Source organism: Marinilabilia salmonicolor (assembly GCF_003003035.1).
GTDB lineage: Bacteria > Bacteroidota > Bacteroidia > Bacteroidales > Marinilabiliaceae > Marinilabilia > Marinilabilia salmonicolor_A.
The window spans coordinates 1-15,786 of sequence record NZ_PVTS01000021.1 but is presented as its reverse complement, the minus strand read 5'-3'; the positions used below and the strand labels follow the sequence as shown (position 1 = coordinate 15,786).

14 protein-coding genes are annotated in these 15,786 nt (G+C 38.6%); 12 read left to right on the top strand and 2 right to left on the bottom strand.

The genetic code is table 11. From position 1 onward, the window contains the following. Nucleotides 1-5: 5 nt before the first annotated feature. Together ribH and BY457_RS16700 are read right to left on the bottom strand one after the other, a co-directional pair. Entirely contained in the window at nucleotides 6-503 is a 498-nt protein-coding gene (ribH, locus tag BY457_RS16705; RefSeq protein ID WP_106154513.1) for a 6,7-dimethyl-8-ribityllumazine synthase, read from the bottom strand. A gap of 109 nt (nucleotides 504-612) precedes the next feature. Next, nucleotides 613-1,290 carry a tetratricopeptide repeat protein gene (locus BY457_RS16700; protein ID WP_106154471.1) on the bottom strand — a complete coding sequence of 226 codons (678 nt, stop codon included), beginning with the start codon at nucleotides 1,288-1,290 and terminating at the stop codon, nucleotides 613-615. A gap of 191 nt (nucleotides 1,291-1,481) precedes the next feature. On the opposite strand from BY457_RS16700, the gene recF reads away from it, so the two are divergent. From recF to BY457_RS16630, 12 genes are all read left to right on the top strand, one after another. Beyond that, nucleotides 1,482-2,582, top strand: coding sequence for a DNA replication/repair protein RecF (gene recF / locus BY457_RS16695; protein WP_106154470.1), 1,101 nt, complete (start codon nucleotides 1,482-1,484; stop codon nucleotides 2,580-2,582). 7 nt (nucleotides 2,583-2,589) lie between these two features. Beyond that, complete coding sequence (locus BY457_RS16690; protein ID WP_106154469.1) at nucleotides 2,590-2,904, top strand: DUF721 domain-containing protein; 315 nt, start codon at nucleotides 2,590-2,592, stop codon at nucleotides 2,902-2,904. A gap of 1,269 nt (nucleotides 2,905-4,173) precedes the next feature. After that, the gene (locus BY457_RS16680) at nucleotides 4,174-5,406 is read left to right on the top strand and encodes a hypothetical protein (RefSeq protein ID WP_146131001.1); all 1,233 of its coding nucleotides are present in this window, start codon (nucleotides 4,174-4,176) and stop codon (nucleotides 5,404-5,406) included. 6 nt (nucleotides 5,407-5,412) lie between these two features. Then, nucleotides 5,413-6,312: a hypothetical protein gene (locus BY457_RS16675; RefSeq protein ID WP_106154466.1), complete on the top strand. Its 900-nt coding sequence runs from the start codon at nucleotides 5,413-5,415 to the stop codon at nucleotides 6,310-6,312. Between the two features lie 184 nt (nucleotides 6,313-6,496). Further along, nucleotides 6,497-7,192, top strand: a complete 696-nt coding sequence (locus BY457_RS16670; RefSeq protein ID WP_106154465.1) for a hypothetical protein — start codon at nucleotides 6,497-6,499, stop codon at nucleotides 7,190-7,192. A 555-nt stretch (nucleotides 7,193-7,747) separates the two neighbouring features. Beyond that, nucleotides 7,748-9,217: a group II intron reverse transcriptase/maturase gene (gene ltrA / locus BY457_RS16660; RefSeq protein WP_258176776.1), complete on the top strand. Its 1,470-nt coding sequence runs from the start codon at nucleotides 7,748-7,750 to the stop codon at nucleotides 9,215-9,217. Then, nucleotides 9,169-10,104 (top strand): hypothetical protein, encoded by a 936-nt coding sequence (locus BY457_RS16655; protein ID WP_146131000.1) that lies wholly within the window; start codon nucleotides 9,169-9,171, stop codon nucleotides 10,102-10,104. Before ltrA ends, BY457_RS16655 begins: the two co-directional genes overlap by 49 nt. Nucleotides 10,105-10,120: 16 nt before the next feature. Next, nucleotides 10,121-11,284, top strand: a complete 1,164-nt coding sequence (locus BY457_RS16650) for a hypothetical protein (RefSeq protein ID WP_106154461.1) — start codon at nucleotides 10,121-10,123, stop codon at nucleotides 11,282-11,284. A gap of 2 nt (nucleotides 11,285-11,286) precedes the next feature. Further along, complete coding sequence (locus BY457_RS16645; RefSeq protein ID WP_106154460.1) at nucleotides 11,287-12,456, top strand: hypothetical protein; 1,170 nt, start codon at nucleotides 11,287-11,289, stop codon at nucleotides 12,454-12,456. 95 nt (nucleotides 12,457-12,551) lie between these two features. Next, nucleotides 12,552-13,439 (top strand): hypothetical protein, encoded by an 888-nt coding sequence (locus BY457_RS16640; RefSeq protein WP_146130999.1) that lies wholly within the window; start codon nucleotides 12,552-12,554, stop codon nucleotides 13,437-13,439. Between the two features lie 34 nt (nucleotides 13,440-13,473). Further along, the gene (locus tag BY457_RS16635) at nucleotides 13,474-14,640 is read left to right on the top strand and encodes a hypothetical protein (protein WP_146130998.1); all 1,167 of its coding nucleotides are present in this window, start codon (nucleotides 13,474-13,476) and stop codon (nucleotides 14,638-14,640) included. Then, nucleotides 14,637-15,695 carry a hypothetical protein gene (locus tag BY457_RS16630; protein ID WP_106154457.1) on the top strand — a complete coding sequence of 353 codons (1,059 nt, stop codon included), beginning with the start codon at nucleotides 14,637-14,639 and terminating at the stop codon, nucleotides 15,693-15,695. Before BY457_RS16635 ends, BY457_RS16630 begins: the two co-directional genes overlap by 4 nt. The last annotated feature ends 91 nt before the right edge of the window (nucleotides 15,696-15,786 follow it).

Here is a 15,786-nt window from a genome sequence, read left to right as displayed (position 1 = left end):
TATGGTTATTTTTCTTTCAACTCGATGTTTAAAGATACCATTTTTATGGCAGTTATTGCAGCTTCATCTCCTTTGTTTCCATGTTTTCCTCCTGCCCGGTCAATGGCCTGTTGCTGATTATCGGTGGTCAGAACCCCAAATATAACAGGTTTTCCGTATTTTACATTCAGATGAGTGATACCTTGTGTTACCCCCTGGCATACGAAGTCAAAATGAGGCGTGTCTCCTTTGACTACACAACCCAGGCAAATGACTGCATCCACATCTGTTTTCTTTATAAACTGACGGGCTCCATGAGTTAACTCGAAACTACCCGGAACATGGGCCACAATTATATTCTCAGGTTTTGCTCCCTCTTTGATCAGTGTGTCACGGGCTCCCTGCATCAACGCTGCTGTAATTACAGGATTCCACTCTGAAACGACAATTCCGAACTTCATTTTTTCGGCGGAAGGTACTTGCGTGGGGTCGTAATCGGAAAGATTCTTAAGATTTGTTGCCATGGTTTTGAGTTTTATGTTTTTTACAACTAAAAAAGGTTGTCCTGATAAAACAGACAACCTTTAATATAATCATTTTTAGAGAAATTTGTTTGTGCTAAAGAAAAACAAATTACCCGTTTATTTTGGCTCTGGTGATGTATTTGTCAATCTGACGTGCTTCAGCGCTGTTCTTGTAATCGTTCTTGATTTTTGTGTACACCTCAATGGCTTTCTCTTTATCTCCTGATTCTTCGTATAAAAGTCCCAGTTTGAAAAGATAAGTAGGGGCAATGATTTCATTTTCCATCTTTGAGGCTTTGTTGTACCATTTGATGGCTTCATCACTATTACCCAATTCGAGATAGGCATCGCCGATAGCTCCCTGAGTAGTTGCCATCAGAATTGGTTCATCTGTAGAGAAACCTTTCAGGTAATCAATGGCATTTTCGTATTCGCCAAGATTCAGGTAACATGCTCCTGCATAATACTCCGAGAGTTCGCCAACGTCTGTGGCTCCGTACTGATCAATGATCTCCAAAAATCCCGGATTCATACCGTCGCCATTAAGAGCCAGGTTGAAACTATCGGTTTGAAAGTATTGCTGAGCCTGAAAAACAGTTTCCTGGGCCTCTTTTTGTAAAGGCTCCATATATAATTTCTTAAAAGCCCAGTAGCCACCTACAATAACAATTAATGCAATGGCTGCAAAACTTATCAGCTTTTGATTATCTTCAATGAATTGTTCGGTTTTAGTCAATGCCGATTCTACATTTTCAAAGCTGTCTTCGTGTTGTTGGTTTTTTGCCATATCTGATTTTAATTTTTTTCCGTAGGCAAATGTAATTCTTTTCACTATTATTCAAAACAGAGAACAGCAAAAAAAATGGTCCGACCAGGCTTTCTCTCATTTTTCTTTGCTTATTTTTGTTGATTAATATGCAACGTTTGCTTTTCCTAAAGCCCGGAGTTTCCGGTAAATACTTTTAAATCATAGTTATTGTGTATCTTAAGCATCTGAATATACTTAATTATAAGAATGTTTTGCAGACTGAACTGGAGTTTTGCGATGGAATCAATTGTTTTGTAGGGCCCAATGGGGCGGGCAAAACCAATTTGTTGGATGCTGTTTATTATCTCTCCTTTTGCAAGAGTTATTTCAACTCCATCGATAGTCAGAACATCTGTCATGATGAAGATTTTTTCGTTATTCAGGGTGCTTTTGACCGGAATGATTCGGAAGAGCAGATCTATGTGGCTCTGAAGAAAAATCAGAAGAAGCAGTTTAAGCGCAATAAAAAAGAGTATTCCAGACTTTCGGAACATATCGGACTTCTTCCTTTGGTAATGATCTCCCCATCAGATGAACGGTTGATTCTTGAGGGTAGTGAGCAACGTCGGAAATACATTGACAGCGTTGTTTCTCAGTATGATAAACCTTACCTTGATAAAGTCATCAGGTACAACAGGGCGCTGATGCAGCGAAATACGTTGCTTAAGAAAAGTGACCAGCTGACCGGAGCTTTAAATGCTCAGTTTGACGTGTGGGATGAGCAGATCACTCATCTGGGACAACAGATTTTTGAGCAAAGAACCGGATTTATAGAGCAGCTTGTGCCGGTGTTCAGAGAGTTTTACCAGCAGATCAGCGGTGGAAATGAAGAGGTGGATATTGAGTATAAATCGCACCATCAGTCTGATGATGTGTTTGAAAAACTTCGGGAAAACAGATGGCGGGACATGATACTCGGTTATACTACGAAAGGAATTCATAAGGATGACCTTAACTTTCTTCTTAGCGGGCAGCCCGTTAAAAAAGAGGGGTCACAGGGCCAGAAAAAATCCTTCCTCATTGCTCTTAAACTTGCGCAATACGAGTTTCTGTCCAGACACAATGGGTTTGGACCTATTCTATTGCTCGACGATGTTTTCGACAAACTGGACCAGGAACGTGGTAATAATTTGATTCAGCTGGTTTCTCAGGAGCGATTCCGGCAAATTTTTATCACCGATACGCAAAAACAACGATTGACGGAAATAGTGGAGAAAACAGGAAAAGAGAATCGCTTTTTTGAAGTTACCAACGGAAACGTGCAAATTTGAAAGTACTATGAGCTATAAAAACCGAGATCTGCGAAAGAATTCTGTTCAACCACTTCAGGATATTTTACGTGAAATTATTGGGAAAGAACCTTCCATTTCAAAGGGGATCTATAATTCACGCATTCCAGGTGCATGGAATGAAGCTGTGGGGCCCTCTGCTGCAAGGGTGACCAAAAATGTGTGGTTTCGCAACGGAGTGGTTTATGTGACACTTCACAGTAGTGTTATCCGAAATGAATTGCTGCTTCATCGCGATACCATTATTCAAAATATGAACGATAAAATTGGCAACTCTGTGGTAAAGGAGTTGGTTCTCAGGTGATTGTTTTTTTTTGTTGGCTGTTGTGACTAATTAGAATGATGACGTTGACTTGTATGCGTCAGTCCGGGGCTTTCAGACCTGTGGCAGAGTAGCTGTTGAATTTTCTGGTCTCAGTTCGCGTCTTTTTTCTGTTTCTTTAACTGGATTCCAGTCTACCTGGTTAATCGTTTGTATTAATTAAATTTTTACACAGGGATCATTTACCTTGATACGTGTATAAACAGGAAGTAATCGATTTTTTGCTTTGTTCTTGCTAACGGCAAACTGAATTCCGAAGGTGTGGGTTGTTTTCATGACAATTCAATTTTTGAGTATTTGAAACGTTTTGTTTTAAATCTGGTGATGGTTCTCAATTGAGTTCACCAGAAAATACTCAAATTGCTCCAGACTGAATTGAACTAATAATCATTATTGCCTACACCTTTCAAGGGCTGGTTCTGAAAGGGGGCCGGCTTTTTTAATTATGACATTATATGGATTGATTGGGATGGTAATTAAGTAGGAAAAAGTGAGTAAATTGTTTTGTTTTTTTCTGTGAGAAGGAGTCTATTAGCATTTAGCATACTTTTTTAAAAGGGATTTTATAGTACTTCAAGTTAAAAAGTGTAACAATTTGTTCCTGTCTGTTTTTGGTTTTATTTAAAATTTCTTTTCTTTGTATAAGATAACTTTTTTTTAACCCTTTTACCCCTAATTATGAAAAACCTTAAGACTACCCCTTCTGCTACGATTGTCTCATCTGAGATATATCCTTATCAAGTTCGTATTCTTTTTTCTGCATTGGTTTTTCTTGTTAAAGGCAAAAAAATCAATTGTACTTTTTAAATACTTCCTAAAGTTTTAAAGTTAATCTTTCTTATAATTCTGTTTTGATTATGATTAAGTATTCCTCATTGATCTTTACAATATTTATTTGTTCTGCGGCTTTTGCTCAAAGCTCCGAGTACCAGGCTTTCAGGTATAAGCTAAATGGAACTTCTGACAGTTATTTGTATTCTGAAAATGAATTTGGCCGATATCAATTAATAGGTTCTTATCCAGGATGGGATAAAGAGGGTATTATTTTATTGGCGGATATAATTCCACAAATTCTGCTGGTTTGAAGACCCGAAGGGTATATGTTGGAAAATTAATAATTTTTGGTCTGAAAGAGAATGCTTTTGTTCTTAAGGCAAGAGAAATTCAGAGAATTAGAATAGGGCGTTTTCGGGAAAAATTAGGTTGGGCTGGTTCAGGGAATCAACCAGGTTATATTAAATGAAAACAAAAATGAAGAAACAAATCTTTGCTAGCTTGATTATTATAAGTTTGGTATTTACTGTTAATGCACAATCAAGAGTGCCTGATGATGGAATAAGTCCTATTTATTATTGGAATGGAAATGTGGGGATTGGAACAAACAGCCCAAATGGAAAATTAACTGTAGATAAAAAACAATGGGGATCAAATTTAAATGTTCTTGATTTAAGGAATAGTGCATCAGCAACAACCGCGGATGGTTCTTTTGCAATAAAATTTGGAAGAACATACCAGGATAGGTTTTTTGATATTTTATTCAATTCCACTAGTTGGGGTACATTAAATTCATCGACACAATTATTAATAAATAGAGGGGATAATGGAAAGAATCTATTTACTGTTAATGGATTGGGGAGAATAGGTATCGGTACAATCAAACCAGACATGGCGCTATCAATTGATGGAGGTATAGGGTTATTTCGAAACAATCAACATCCCACAGATTATTCAATCGGGTTTTTAAAATATGAAGACGGTCTTATACTGGGAAATAGCAGCGATGCTGACCCTATAAGATTTCAAACTAACTCGGTTGATAGGTTATATATTAGTAACAACGGAAATATCGGAATAGGAACAAGTAATCCAAAAGGTAATCTTCAGCTGGAAGGTCAGGCTCAAAGATTAATATTTTCAACCATTGCGCAACAGGAAAATTCTGCTAGAATTGAATTCTGGGAAACAAATTCAGAAATGGATAATAGTGAAAACGCTCAGTTCGCAATTCAATATGATGGATTAAATGATGCGTTGAGGTTTAGAGGGAAAAGAGGTTCTACGTTAGATGATGATTATATGGTAATAAAAAGAAATGGACAGATTGGTATTGGAACTTCCTCTCCTGATTATAAACTTGACGTCATTGGTACCATCCGGGCAACAGAAATTAAAGTTGTAGCCCAAACTGCTGACTTTGTTTTTGAAGAAAACTATCCTTTAAGGGACTTAAATCAGGTCGAAACCTTCATAAAAGAAAATAAGCACCTTCCAGATATTCCCAGTGCAGCAGATATGGAAGCATCAGGTGTGGATCTGGCAGAGATGAATAAGTTGCTTTTACAGAAAATTGAAGAGTTGACGTTGTATTTAATTGAAAAGGAGAAGAGAGTTGAAGTTTTGGAATATGAAAGGTTTGTTCAGGAGAAGAGATTGGAGAAACTTGAATTGTTAATGGAATCCGTTTTGGCGAAATCATCAAATTAAAAGTCAATGAAAAAACCTCTTTTTTTATTAATTATTTTGTTTAGTGTGAGCAATTTGTTTTGCCAACATCATGAGGAGCATCTTAATGTTCCTACCACAGGAGATCAGGTTATTCCTCTTGGTTTATATGCGATTGGGTCGGCTGTAAGAATTGAATGTCAGATAGATGGAGGATGGGCTGAAGATGGAGGAATTTATCATATTGTATCCGATTGGGGGAGTTTACCAAAGGTTTTATATAGAGGAGAAAGCTCTATTTCCAATCGATTACGGTTTTATGGTTATTTGCCTGATAATACAAATTCTAAGGCATATTTATTTGCTAAATGGACAAATTTATCTCCAAATAAAAGCTACAAAAACACCTTTCATTTGAGTATATATTGTGAAAAATCTTTTGATGTAAATAATGTGGGAGATTTTTCAGATGCTTCTGAGCTTGAAGATATTCTAGTTGTTCAATCAAAATTGTCAAGGGTGGGAATAGGAACCAGTAGCCCAGTTTCGAAACTTGACGTCAACGGTACTATCCGGGCAACAGAAATTAAAGTTGTAGCTCAACCAGCCGATTTCGTTTTTGAAGAAAACTATCCTTTAAGAGACTTAAATCAGGTTGAAGCCTTTATAAAAGAAAAAAAACACCTTCCTGATATTCCCAGTGCAGCAGAAATGGAAGTATCAGGTGTGAATCTCGCAGAGATGAATAAGTTGTTGTTGCAGAAGATAGAGGAGTTGACGTTGTATGTGATTGAGCAGAAAGAGGAAGCTAAGAGACAAAAGGGAAAAGTATCAAGTTTAAAGTCACAAGTTATTAGTTTGGAAGAAGCACGTAGCAGGGAGTCTGAAGCACGGATGGCGCTAGAAGAGCGCTTAGATAAAATAGAAGCTTTGCTTTTGCACGAATAGCTCACAGTTAGCCCCGTACAGGGGCCAAGCATATTGAATTTCGAAATTGACCAAATATAAAGTTAAATGAGTTTGAAAAAGAGTTAAGTACTGCAATATGTAATTCCTTCCCTTCGGTGGATTGATGGGTAGATATTGAGAAGTAAAAACAATATGATAAAATCATTTATTAAAAAATACAAGAATGAAAAAACTAACATTCTTAATTGTACTGGCCCTGATTGGAGTGACGATATGGGGCCAGGATACGAATAAAATTAAGTCGACTGGAGATGTTGGTATTGGTACTACAAAACCCCAAGCTACTCTGCACATAAAGTCAGCAGGAATAGCTGAATCTTCATTAATTAATAAAGATGCCAACTTAATAATTGAAGGAACCGGTACGAGTCGAACCATTGGTCAAGGAGCTGCATTAGGTTTCGTTGTGCCTGCCACTACGGACGGTTCAAGTTCATGGCAACAAGGACGAATTTTGGTAACGCCGGATAATTCTGCCAATTATAATGCAGCAGGACGAATGTATCTCCAGACAAGATATAATATTTCAGGAGGTTGGGACTGGCGAAATAATCTTGTGCTGACATCTAATGGAAACGTAGGGATTGGAATTACAAATCCCAATGGACAACTTGAAGTCAGAGGTTCAATTTATTATTCTTTGAATGATCAGGTTAAAACCATAGTTCATACAAGTGGGGATGGCAACTCATACTTCAATTTCATTGGCGGGGCAACCAATTCTCGTATAGGTTTTCAAATAGATGGTAGTAGTAAAATGTCGATTTTGAATAGTGGTGATGTTGGGATTGGAAAAATTCCCACTACCAAACTAGACGTAGCTGGCAATATAAAGTGCGACACGAGGCTGTCCGAATAACTGTTAAACGCTCTTTGATTATCAAGAATGATTTAACCTCATGTTCCATCATGAGTAACCTACCGGCACATGCGTCAGTGGCAACACTGGGGTGTGAAGCTGCCGGGACAAAGCTACCCAAGAATTAGCAACATTTTCAAGGGCGCTGGTTTGGATGGTATGGTGAAATTAATTGAACTGCCGTTGACGTATCGTCATGCGCGAAAGAGTGAAAGTTGCTGACACACTCTGACCAAAAGGTAAGAAGCCAGGTTGCAAGTACGTTTTTTATGAGCACATGGATGTCGAGCTTCCGGTATATAGGCAGCACCTAACCCATCCCGTTAAACGGACGGAACGTGGTAAGCCTGTACATCTCCATCGTTGCAAATGGTAGGATTTCCGTGAGGAAGTCACAATGGTGTGCAGGTATGGGAGGATGGATGAAGCGAAGGCCACCTTGTAATGAAGTGGATAGGGGTTCCGCATTTGCCCCCGGTGAAAACCGTGCAGACTTTCATCTGGTTCTCTATTGCAAGAAAATTGTAATAAGACTTACTTTATTTAGGAATGCAAATGAAGCCCAACACTAAGGACTGTGCACCTAAAGCCAACTACTCTAACTGGAACACCATTGATTGGGAGAAAGTAGAGCGGTCGGTTAAGTCATTACAACGTCGTATTGCAAAGGCAATAAGGGAAGGAAAACATGGCAAGGCCAAAAGCCTGCAATGGATTCTTACCCACTCGTTTCATGCCAAACTTTGGGCTGTGAAACGGGTTACTGAAAATAAAGGCAAACGAACGCCCGGCGTAGATAAAATACGCTGGAAAACCCCAAGTCACAAACTTTCGGCTGCCAAATCTTTAGTCAGGAAGGGCTACAAAGCATTGCCGCTTCGCCGTCTTTACATCCTCAAAAAGAACGGTAAGAAACGACCGTTAGGGATTCCCACCATGAAAGACCGGGCTTTTCAGGCTTTACACCTTCTGGCCCTTGAACCGATTTCCGAGACACTGGCCGACAAAGGCTCGTATGGATTCCGGTTATTCCGGAGCTGCCACGATGCTTTGGAAAGATGTTTCATTCATCTCTCTCGAACCGACAGTGCCACTTGGATTCTTGAAGGGGACATCAAAGGATGTTTCGACAATATCAGCCACCAATGGCTTATCGAAAACATCCCCATGGACAAAAAGATTCTGCAACAATGGCTTAAAGCCGGGTTTGTCGAAAATAAGCAATTATTTCCTACCGAGCAAGGTACTCCGCAAGGGGGAATCATATCCCCCACCCTCGCCAACATGACCCTCGATGGCCTTGAAAAGATGCTTGACAATGCTTTCGGTATTTATTTAAGAGCCGATGGCTGCCGCAAAAACAACAAGCATAAAATCCACCTTATTCGATATGCCGATGATTTCATTGTCACGGCCGATTCTAAGGAGATACTGGAAAACAAGGTCAAACCTCTTATCGAGGAATTTCTCACCAAAAGGGGGTTACAGTTGTCACAGGAAAAAACCAAAATTACCCACGTTACCGAAGGATTTGACTTTCTTGGCCAAAACATTAGAATGTATGCCAAAAACAAACTCCTGGTGCGACCTTCCAAAGATAGCATCAAATCGGTCAGGGCAAAGCTCAAAGATATAGTTGTAAAACACAGGGGCTCCAAGGCGGCCGTTTTAATTAAAAACCTCAACTGGCTCATTACCGGATGGGCGAACTATCATAAGCATGCCTGTTCAAAAAGAATTTTCAACTCAATGGACAGGTTCTTGTGGCGTAACATCTGGAACTGGGCTCGAAGAAGACACAACAAACTCAGTCACACAAAGATTGTATCCCTGCTGTTTATGACTATTGGTAACAGAAAATGGCAATTCTTCGGCAAATTCTCTAATGGGAAAACTATTTTGCTGAGAATGTTTGCCCTGTTCAGAATCAAGCGTCACAAACTTATTGCAGGAGCAGCAAATCCGTTCGACCCGGTTTGGGACGGCTATCTTCGAAAGAGAAAGTTGCGCAGGGTTTTAGCCTGAATTTTTATTATATTGTCGGGTGGTTTATTCCGCCTTTAGAGAGCTTGAGCCGTATGATGGGAAACTATCAAGTACGGTTCTTAGGGGACAAGGGCGGGGTAACCCGCCTGAGTTACCCGACAGCAAATGCTCTTTTATTGAATGATCCTAATACTACTAATGATTGGAATAAAGAATGGCAATCTGGTTTTTTTGAGGGATATAATATAGCTAATGCTCCAGATGCTAATCAATGGTTTTGGGGAATAAACTTAGGGCACACTTCTAATAGAGCTGATTATAAATATGGAGGTCAAATTGTAATAAGAAATTCTCCTACCACTCCAAGGCTTTATTTCAGGAGCAGAGGAAAAGATGGAGAAGGCCTTTGGACACAGGTTTTGCATAGTAAAGGCGACCAAAATATAAAGGGTAACTTGAGTGTTGATGGAACAATTAGCACGGAGGAAATAAAAGTAGCCCTCCTATCTGCTTCAAATATGCAATTAAAAGGAACACTTGCGGCAAATAATATTACGTTGAATACTATTGGGCATACTGCTGACTTTGTGTTTGATGATAATTATCCCTTAAAAGATCTAAATCAGGTTGAAGCATTCATTAAAGAGCACAAACACCTACCTGATATTCCAAGTGCAGCAGAAATGGATGCAGCAGGAGTAAATCTGGCTGAGATGAACAAATTATTGTTGCAGAAGATTGAGGAACTGACTTTGTATGTGATTGAGCAGGACTCACATTTAGAAAAAAAGAATGAGTTTGTAAAAGAAATGGGCGCAGAGGTGAAACGTCAGAATATAGAGTTAGATCAACTTCAAGATATTAATGAAAATTTGATAAAGCGTTTAGAGAGAGTAGAAAATTTATTGTCAAATTCTGGCCACTGATTTAAATAGCATAGAAATGAAGAACTTTTTACTATTAGCCCTTCTTGTATTGAATGTAAATCTTTGCTGTGGACAGAATTCCTTTCCTTCTGAGGGGAATGTCGGGATTGGAATAAACCCAGGAACAGAGCTGCTTGATATAAGAGGGAATAATTCTAAAATTAAATTCAGAAGCACTTCAGGAAATATTAATTCTGTTAATATTATTGATCTATCTGTCCCATATAATGCCAATGCATTTAAACGGGGAAGTTGGATTTATTTTGGACGTGGGGAAGGATCTCATGGTTATCGAGTTGGTGGGCAGTCGTCAAACACCTGGGCTAACGGGATAACAATGAATATGGAATACTTTTCTGGTAGTTGGAAAAAAGGTATCTCTTTAAACTATTTGGGCAATGTTGGAATTGGGACTTCAACTCCTGATGCCCGGCTTGATGTCATGGGTGATATTTTCTTAAGAAATCAATTAAAAATAAGTGGTCGGTCAAATCCAAATCTGCTAGTCTCCAATACCTACTCCGGTGGTGACGTTGAAGCTGTGATCAAAGCAGCATATTCATATAATGAGGCTGCCAAAAACAGAAGTGCCAGAATAGAACTTGGGACACATCACAGCAAGGAGGATGGAAATTATTATAGAAAAGTGTGGTCTGTGGAAAGTGTTTCGACTAGTATCTGGGCAAATGTCCCTGAGTTTAGAATTAGCCAGGGAGACCTGAAAAGGTTTTGTATTGATTATCGGGGTAATGTTGGTATTGGAAAAGGAGCTGATCCATCTATGAAACTTGATGTAGCTGGCACCATTCGGGCCAACGAAATAAAAGTCGTCGCCCAAACCGCGGATTTCGTTTTTGAAGACAACTATTCTTTAAGAGATCTAAATCAGGTTGAAAAATTCATCAAACAACACAAGCATTTACCGGATATTCCGAGTGCAGCAGAAATGGAAGCATCAGGCGTAAATTTGGCAGAGATGAACAAGCTATTGCTACAGAAGATTGAGGAGTTGACTTTGTATGTGATTGAGAAAGAAAAAGACCTGCAGGAATTAAAAATTCAAAACAACACAGAAGTAAAGAAGCGGGAATATCTTGAGTTTAAGATGGAAGATGTGATGTCTCTTTTGAAAGAAACAAGCAAGCGATTAGATAAAATTGAGAATTCAAAAATGCAGTAAATATGATAAAATATGTTTTTTCTCTAATACTCCTTTTATTTTCGGGGAACTCATCTTATGGACAAGACAGTGAGATTGTTATTTATCCAAACCATAATTTTCCTTTTGAAGGGGAAAGCTTGTATCATTATGGAGTGGGTTTTCACAGGTTACCTGGGGAAAATAATTACAATACGTTGTACGGTTCAGGATATTTTGGGGTGTCTCTTTTTACAGGAGGGAAACAGCGTTTTCATATTACAAAAAATGGGTCAGTTGGAATTGGCATTTCAACACCAACAGAAAGATTGCATACTTTAGGAAATATTAGATTAACGAATACCGGGCAATCTGGTTATGGAATATTGTTTGATCATACCTTTAATGAATATCCTAAGGCAACCTCAAAAATTTTGTTTGATTATTATGGTCACACCTATGGTGGAAAAGTAAATAAACATGGGTTAATTTATCAATCAGGACGGCCAGGGTTTTCCAATCATTGGTTTATTGATGACAATGGAGAAACTCAAATGCTGATAAATGACAATGGAAATGTTGGTATTGGAACCACAGAAACTACAGACAAACTCACGATCGATGGAAATCTTACATTTGGCAATACGACAAATAAGGAATACAGCATAATTTTCAGACCTTCAGATGATTCATGGAGAAATGGTTTGGTTGGGTTTTCTTCAAATGCTCCCGGTGATGATTATATTGGATTAAAAACGAAGTATGGTTCCATTCGATTAATTACGAACGTAGGGAATGAAGTGGTAAGAGTTACGGATAATGAGAGAGTTGGTATTGGAACTTCCACTCCCGATTATAAACTTGACGTTAACGGGACAATCCGGGCAACGGAAATAAAAGTTGTTGCCCAAACCGCCGATTTCGTATTCGATGAAAACTATTCCTTAAAAGATCTAAGTAAGGTTGAAACTTTCATCAAAGAGAATAAACACCTCCCGGATATACCCAGTGCCTTAGAAATGGAAGCATCAGGTGTAAATCTCGCTGAGATGAATAAGTTGCTTTTGCAGAAGATAGAAGAATTGACCTTGTATGCCATTGATAAGGAAAAAGAGGTTTTGGAACTTAAAGAAAAGGATAAAAAACAAACAAAAAAAATGGAGGTATTAGAGGAGAGGTTGTTCAATATTGAGCAATTGTTAATGCGGAAATAAAATGTGCCAAAATTCTCACAAGTATTTTGTTGAGAAACTTTAAAAAGAAGAAAATGAGCCAAGAAATAGTTCAACCCTAATTAATTTAAGTTACAATGAAAAAAGGAGTGATTTTAATTCTAATGGTATTCTTTGTTGTTGAGGTGTGGGGGCAGGATACTCATACCGTAAAACAATTAAATATTACCAAATCTGATGGAACTACTAATTCTGATGGTGTTTCTTTGTTTCGGGCCGATGAATTAGTCGATAGAGCAAAGTTAAGGTTGCGAATGGGAGATGAATATACTTCAGAATTCGAAATTGGATATCGATATTATAAGGATGGAGAGTGGTATAGTAATTTCTCGTTATCTGGTTATGGAGTTGGGTATTTTCGTTCAAAATTAGGAGTAGGTATTCATAAGCCAGAAGCAATGCTACATGTCGTGGGAGGAGATATCGATATAGGGAATACAGATGGAGAGCATCTTTTAAGGTTTAGAAGAAAGGAAGATGGTGCCCCCATTGGACAAGTTGGACTTTTAAATACTCATAATTTTAAATTTGCGCATTGGGGGGGAGGAGGTTTTTTTTCGTTTTTTACAAACTATGGGAGCCGGGTTGAAGAACGAGTGAGGATTGCTAATAATGGTTACGTTGGTATTGGTACCGCATCTCCTGACTACTTACTTGACGTCAACGGTACTATCCGGGCAACAGAAATTAAAGTGGTAGCCCAACCAGCCGACTTCGTTTTTGAAGAAAACTATTCATTAAGGACTTTAAAACAGGTCGAAGAATTCATCAAACAAAACAAACACCTCCCTGATATCCCAAGTGCCAATGAAATGGAAGCATCCGATGTGGATTTGGCTGTGATGAATAAATTATTGCTACAGAAGATTGAAGAGTTGACTTTGTATGTGATTCAACAAAATCAAGCGCTAAAAGAAAAAGAAAAACGACTTTGCGAAATCGAACGTAAACTGAATAAAGAATAAAAGCCCTACTGCTATGAATTTAAACGTTTTATGCTTGAGAAGGATAATTCTCTGTTTCCTTATTGTGCTTCCTGCTTATTTGAAAAGTCAAACCGCTGATGTTACAATTGATGAATCTATTTCTGGCTCATGGACTTTTTACAATCCATTGAGGCTTCACTCTCGACAAGATGGAAAAGTATTGCTGAGATTTGACACCGAAAGGGAATGGTTTTTTAAGCAAGCGGGAAGTGGCGCAAATACAGGCCTTTCTCTCGTGTCAAAGGTAAATCATAAGAATTTCTCTATTGAAGATTACGCCTCAGGTAAGCGGACAATCGTATTTTATTCAAGCAGTAATGGTGGTGCTGTTCATCTGGTTCCTGATGGTGGATATGTGTCTTTCCCGAATGGCCGAATATTATCAAATGGTAGAATGGGAATAGGTACCACTTCTCCCAATGCAGAACTTGAGGTAAAGGGTTCTTTGTGGACTGACAGAATAAAGGCAGGAGGCGTTGATGTTACAGGTCGGTTGACGGTCAATAATACATTTAGTAAACATAGCCCGGAGCCTGAGGATAATCGACCTTTTGAGATCAAAAGACATGCCTCCGATCATGAAATGTATCAAATCTTCGTTCAGGATACCAAACTTCACCATGTTTATGATAATGATGAAGCTAGTAGTGCCATAGAGTTTCGGTTGAGGAATACTGATAAGGAAGCTGGGGGAGGTTCTCGTGCCAATGATCGTGTTGTTTTGGCCATTAAGAGTGACCCTAACTCTGGAACCGTTAAAGTTGATGGTTCATTGATTGCCGAGGAAGTAAAGGTCGAACTACTATCGACAGAGGATATGCACCTAAATGGTACCCTGGCTGCAAACAATATTACCCTTGCTTCTAATGGGAATACTGCAGATTTTGTTTTTGAAGAGGATTATCTTTTACGCAATTTAAATCAGGTTGAAGAATTCATCAAACAAAACAAGCATCTTCCGGATATTCCCAGTGCAGCAGAAATGGAAGTATCAGGTGTGAATCTGGCAGAGATGAATAAGTTGTTGCTACAAAAGATTGAGGAGCTGACTTTGTATCTGATAGAGAAAGACAAACAGGTGTGCGATTTAACGAAGCAACTCAATCAGATTGGCGATTTAAGAAGAGAATTGGATGAAATGAATGAAATAATTAATCAATTAAAAAATCAGACAAGATGAAAAAGGCTCTTCTTATATACTTATTTGTGGCGGTGAGTGTTTTAAGCTATAGCCAGACCGAGGTAACCCCGATAATAAGAAGTTATGTATTGGATGCAGAAGATTGTAATGACGGGCAGTTTTACATAGGTGAATTTGCTAAAGGCAAATATGAGATAAGTGCAAATGTACAAGGGACTCATGCCAATAACAGAGGTTGGATAATAATAATTGGAAAGAATTATGGGATAGGTAGCCCCAATATGAAGATAGTATATAATAACATCGGTGGTCGTTTCCTCTACAAACAAACTGAAGAAAACAGGTTTCACCTTTGGTGGGATTCTGAGTTTCATCGTGAATGTGATTATATGTGGACTCCTTTTGTGAAGGTTGAGTACGAGACGGGAGAATGGATCCCCACAAAAGCTGAACCTTCCCGGAACGATGGTTTTTTAATAACATCTTATACGGAAACAGCAGATTTGTCTGTTGGAGAATCAGATATTGATGGTAAATATGGATCCGGTAATAAACTGATTTTTGGAGGAACTGACAGTAATACGGATCCAACCGAAATGTATCGCTATGCTGTTTCCAAAGATGTTACCCAGTTACGTGTTCGCATAGGAGATGGATTAAGCAATACAGACAAATTTATTATAGGATCATCTGGTAATAATGCCGGTGCCTGGACAAGTAGTTTTACGGTAACTCCTGGAGGAAGAGTAGGGATTAAAACAGAGAATCCCTCACACGAGCTTGATGTAAATGGCACCATCCGTGCAAAAGAAATAAAAGTCGAAGCCCAAACCGCCGATTTCGTTTTTGAGGATAACTACCCTTTAAAAGACTTAAATCAGGTTGAAGAATTCATTAAACAATACAAGCACCTTCCGAATATCCCAAGTGCCCCAGAAATGGAAGCCTCAGGTGTAAATCTGGCAGAGATGAACAAGCTCCTATTGCAAAAAATAGAGGAGTTGACCCTTTACATTATTCAGCAACAAAAAGATTTGAAAGCAAAGAGTCAGGAAATTGAAGAATTAAAGGAGGTGAATGTGATTACAACGTAAGCCATCGGCCTCCTACATATTGCATCCTCCGGTCTCCAGCCGTTACTTTGATGGCAAAAAATGAGGATGACATTAACAACATTTAAGCAAC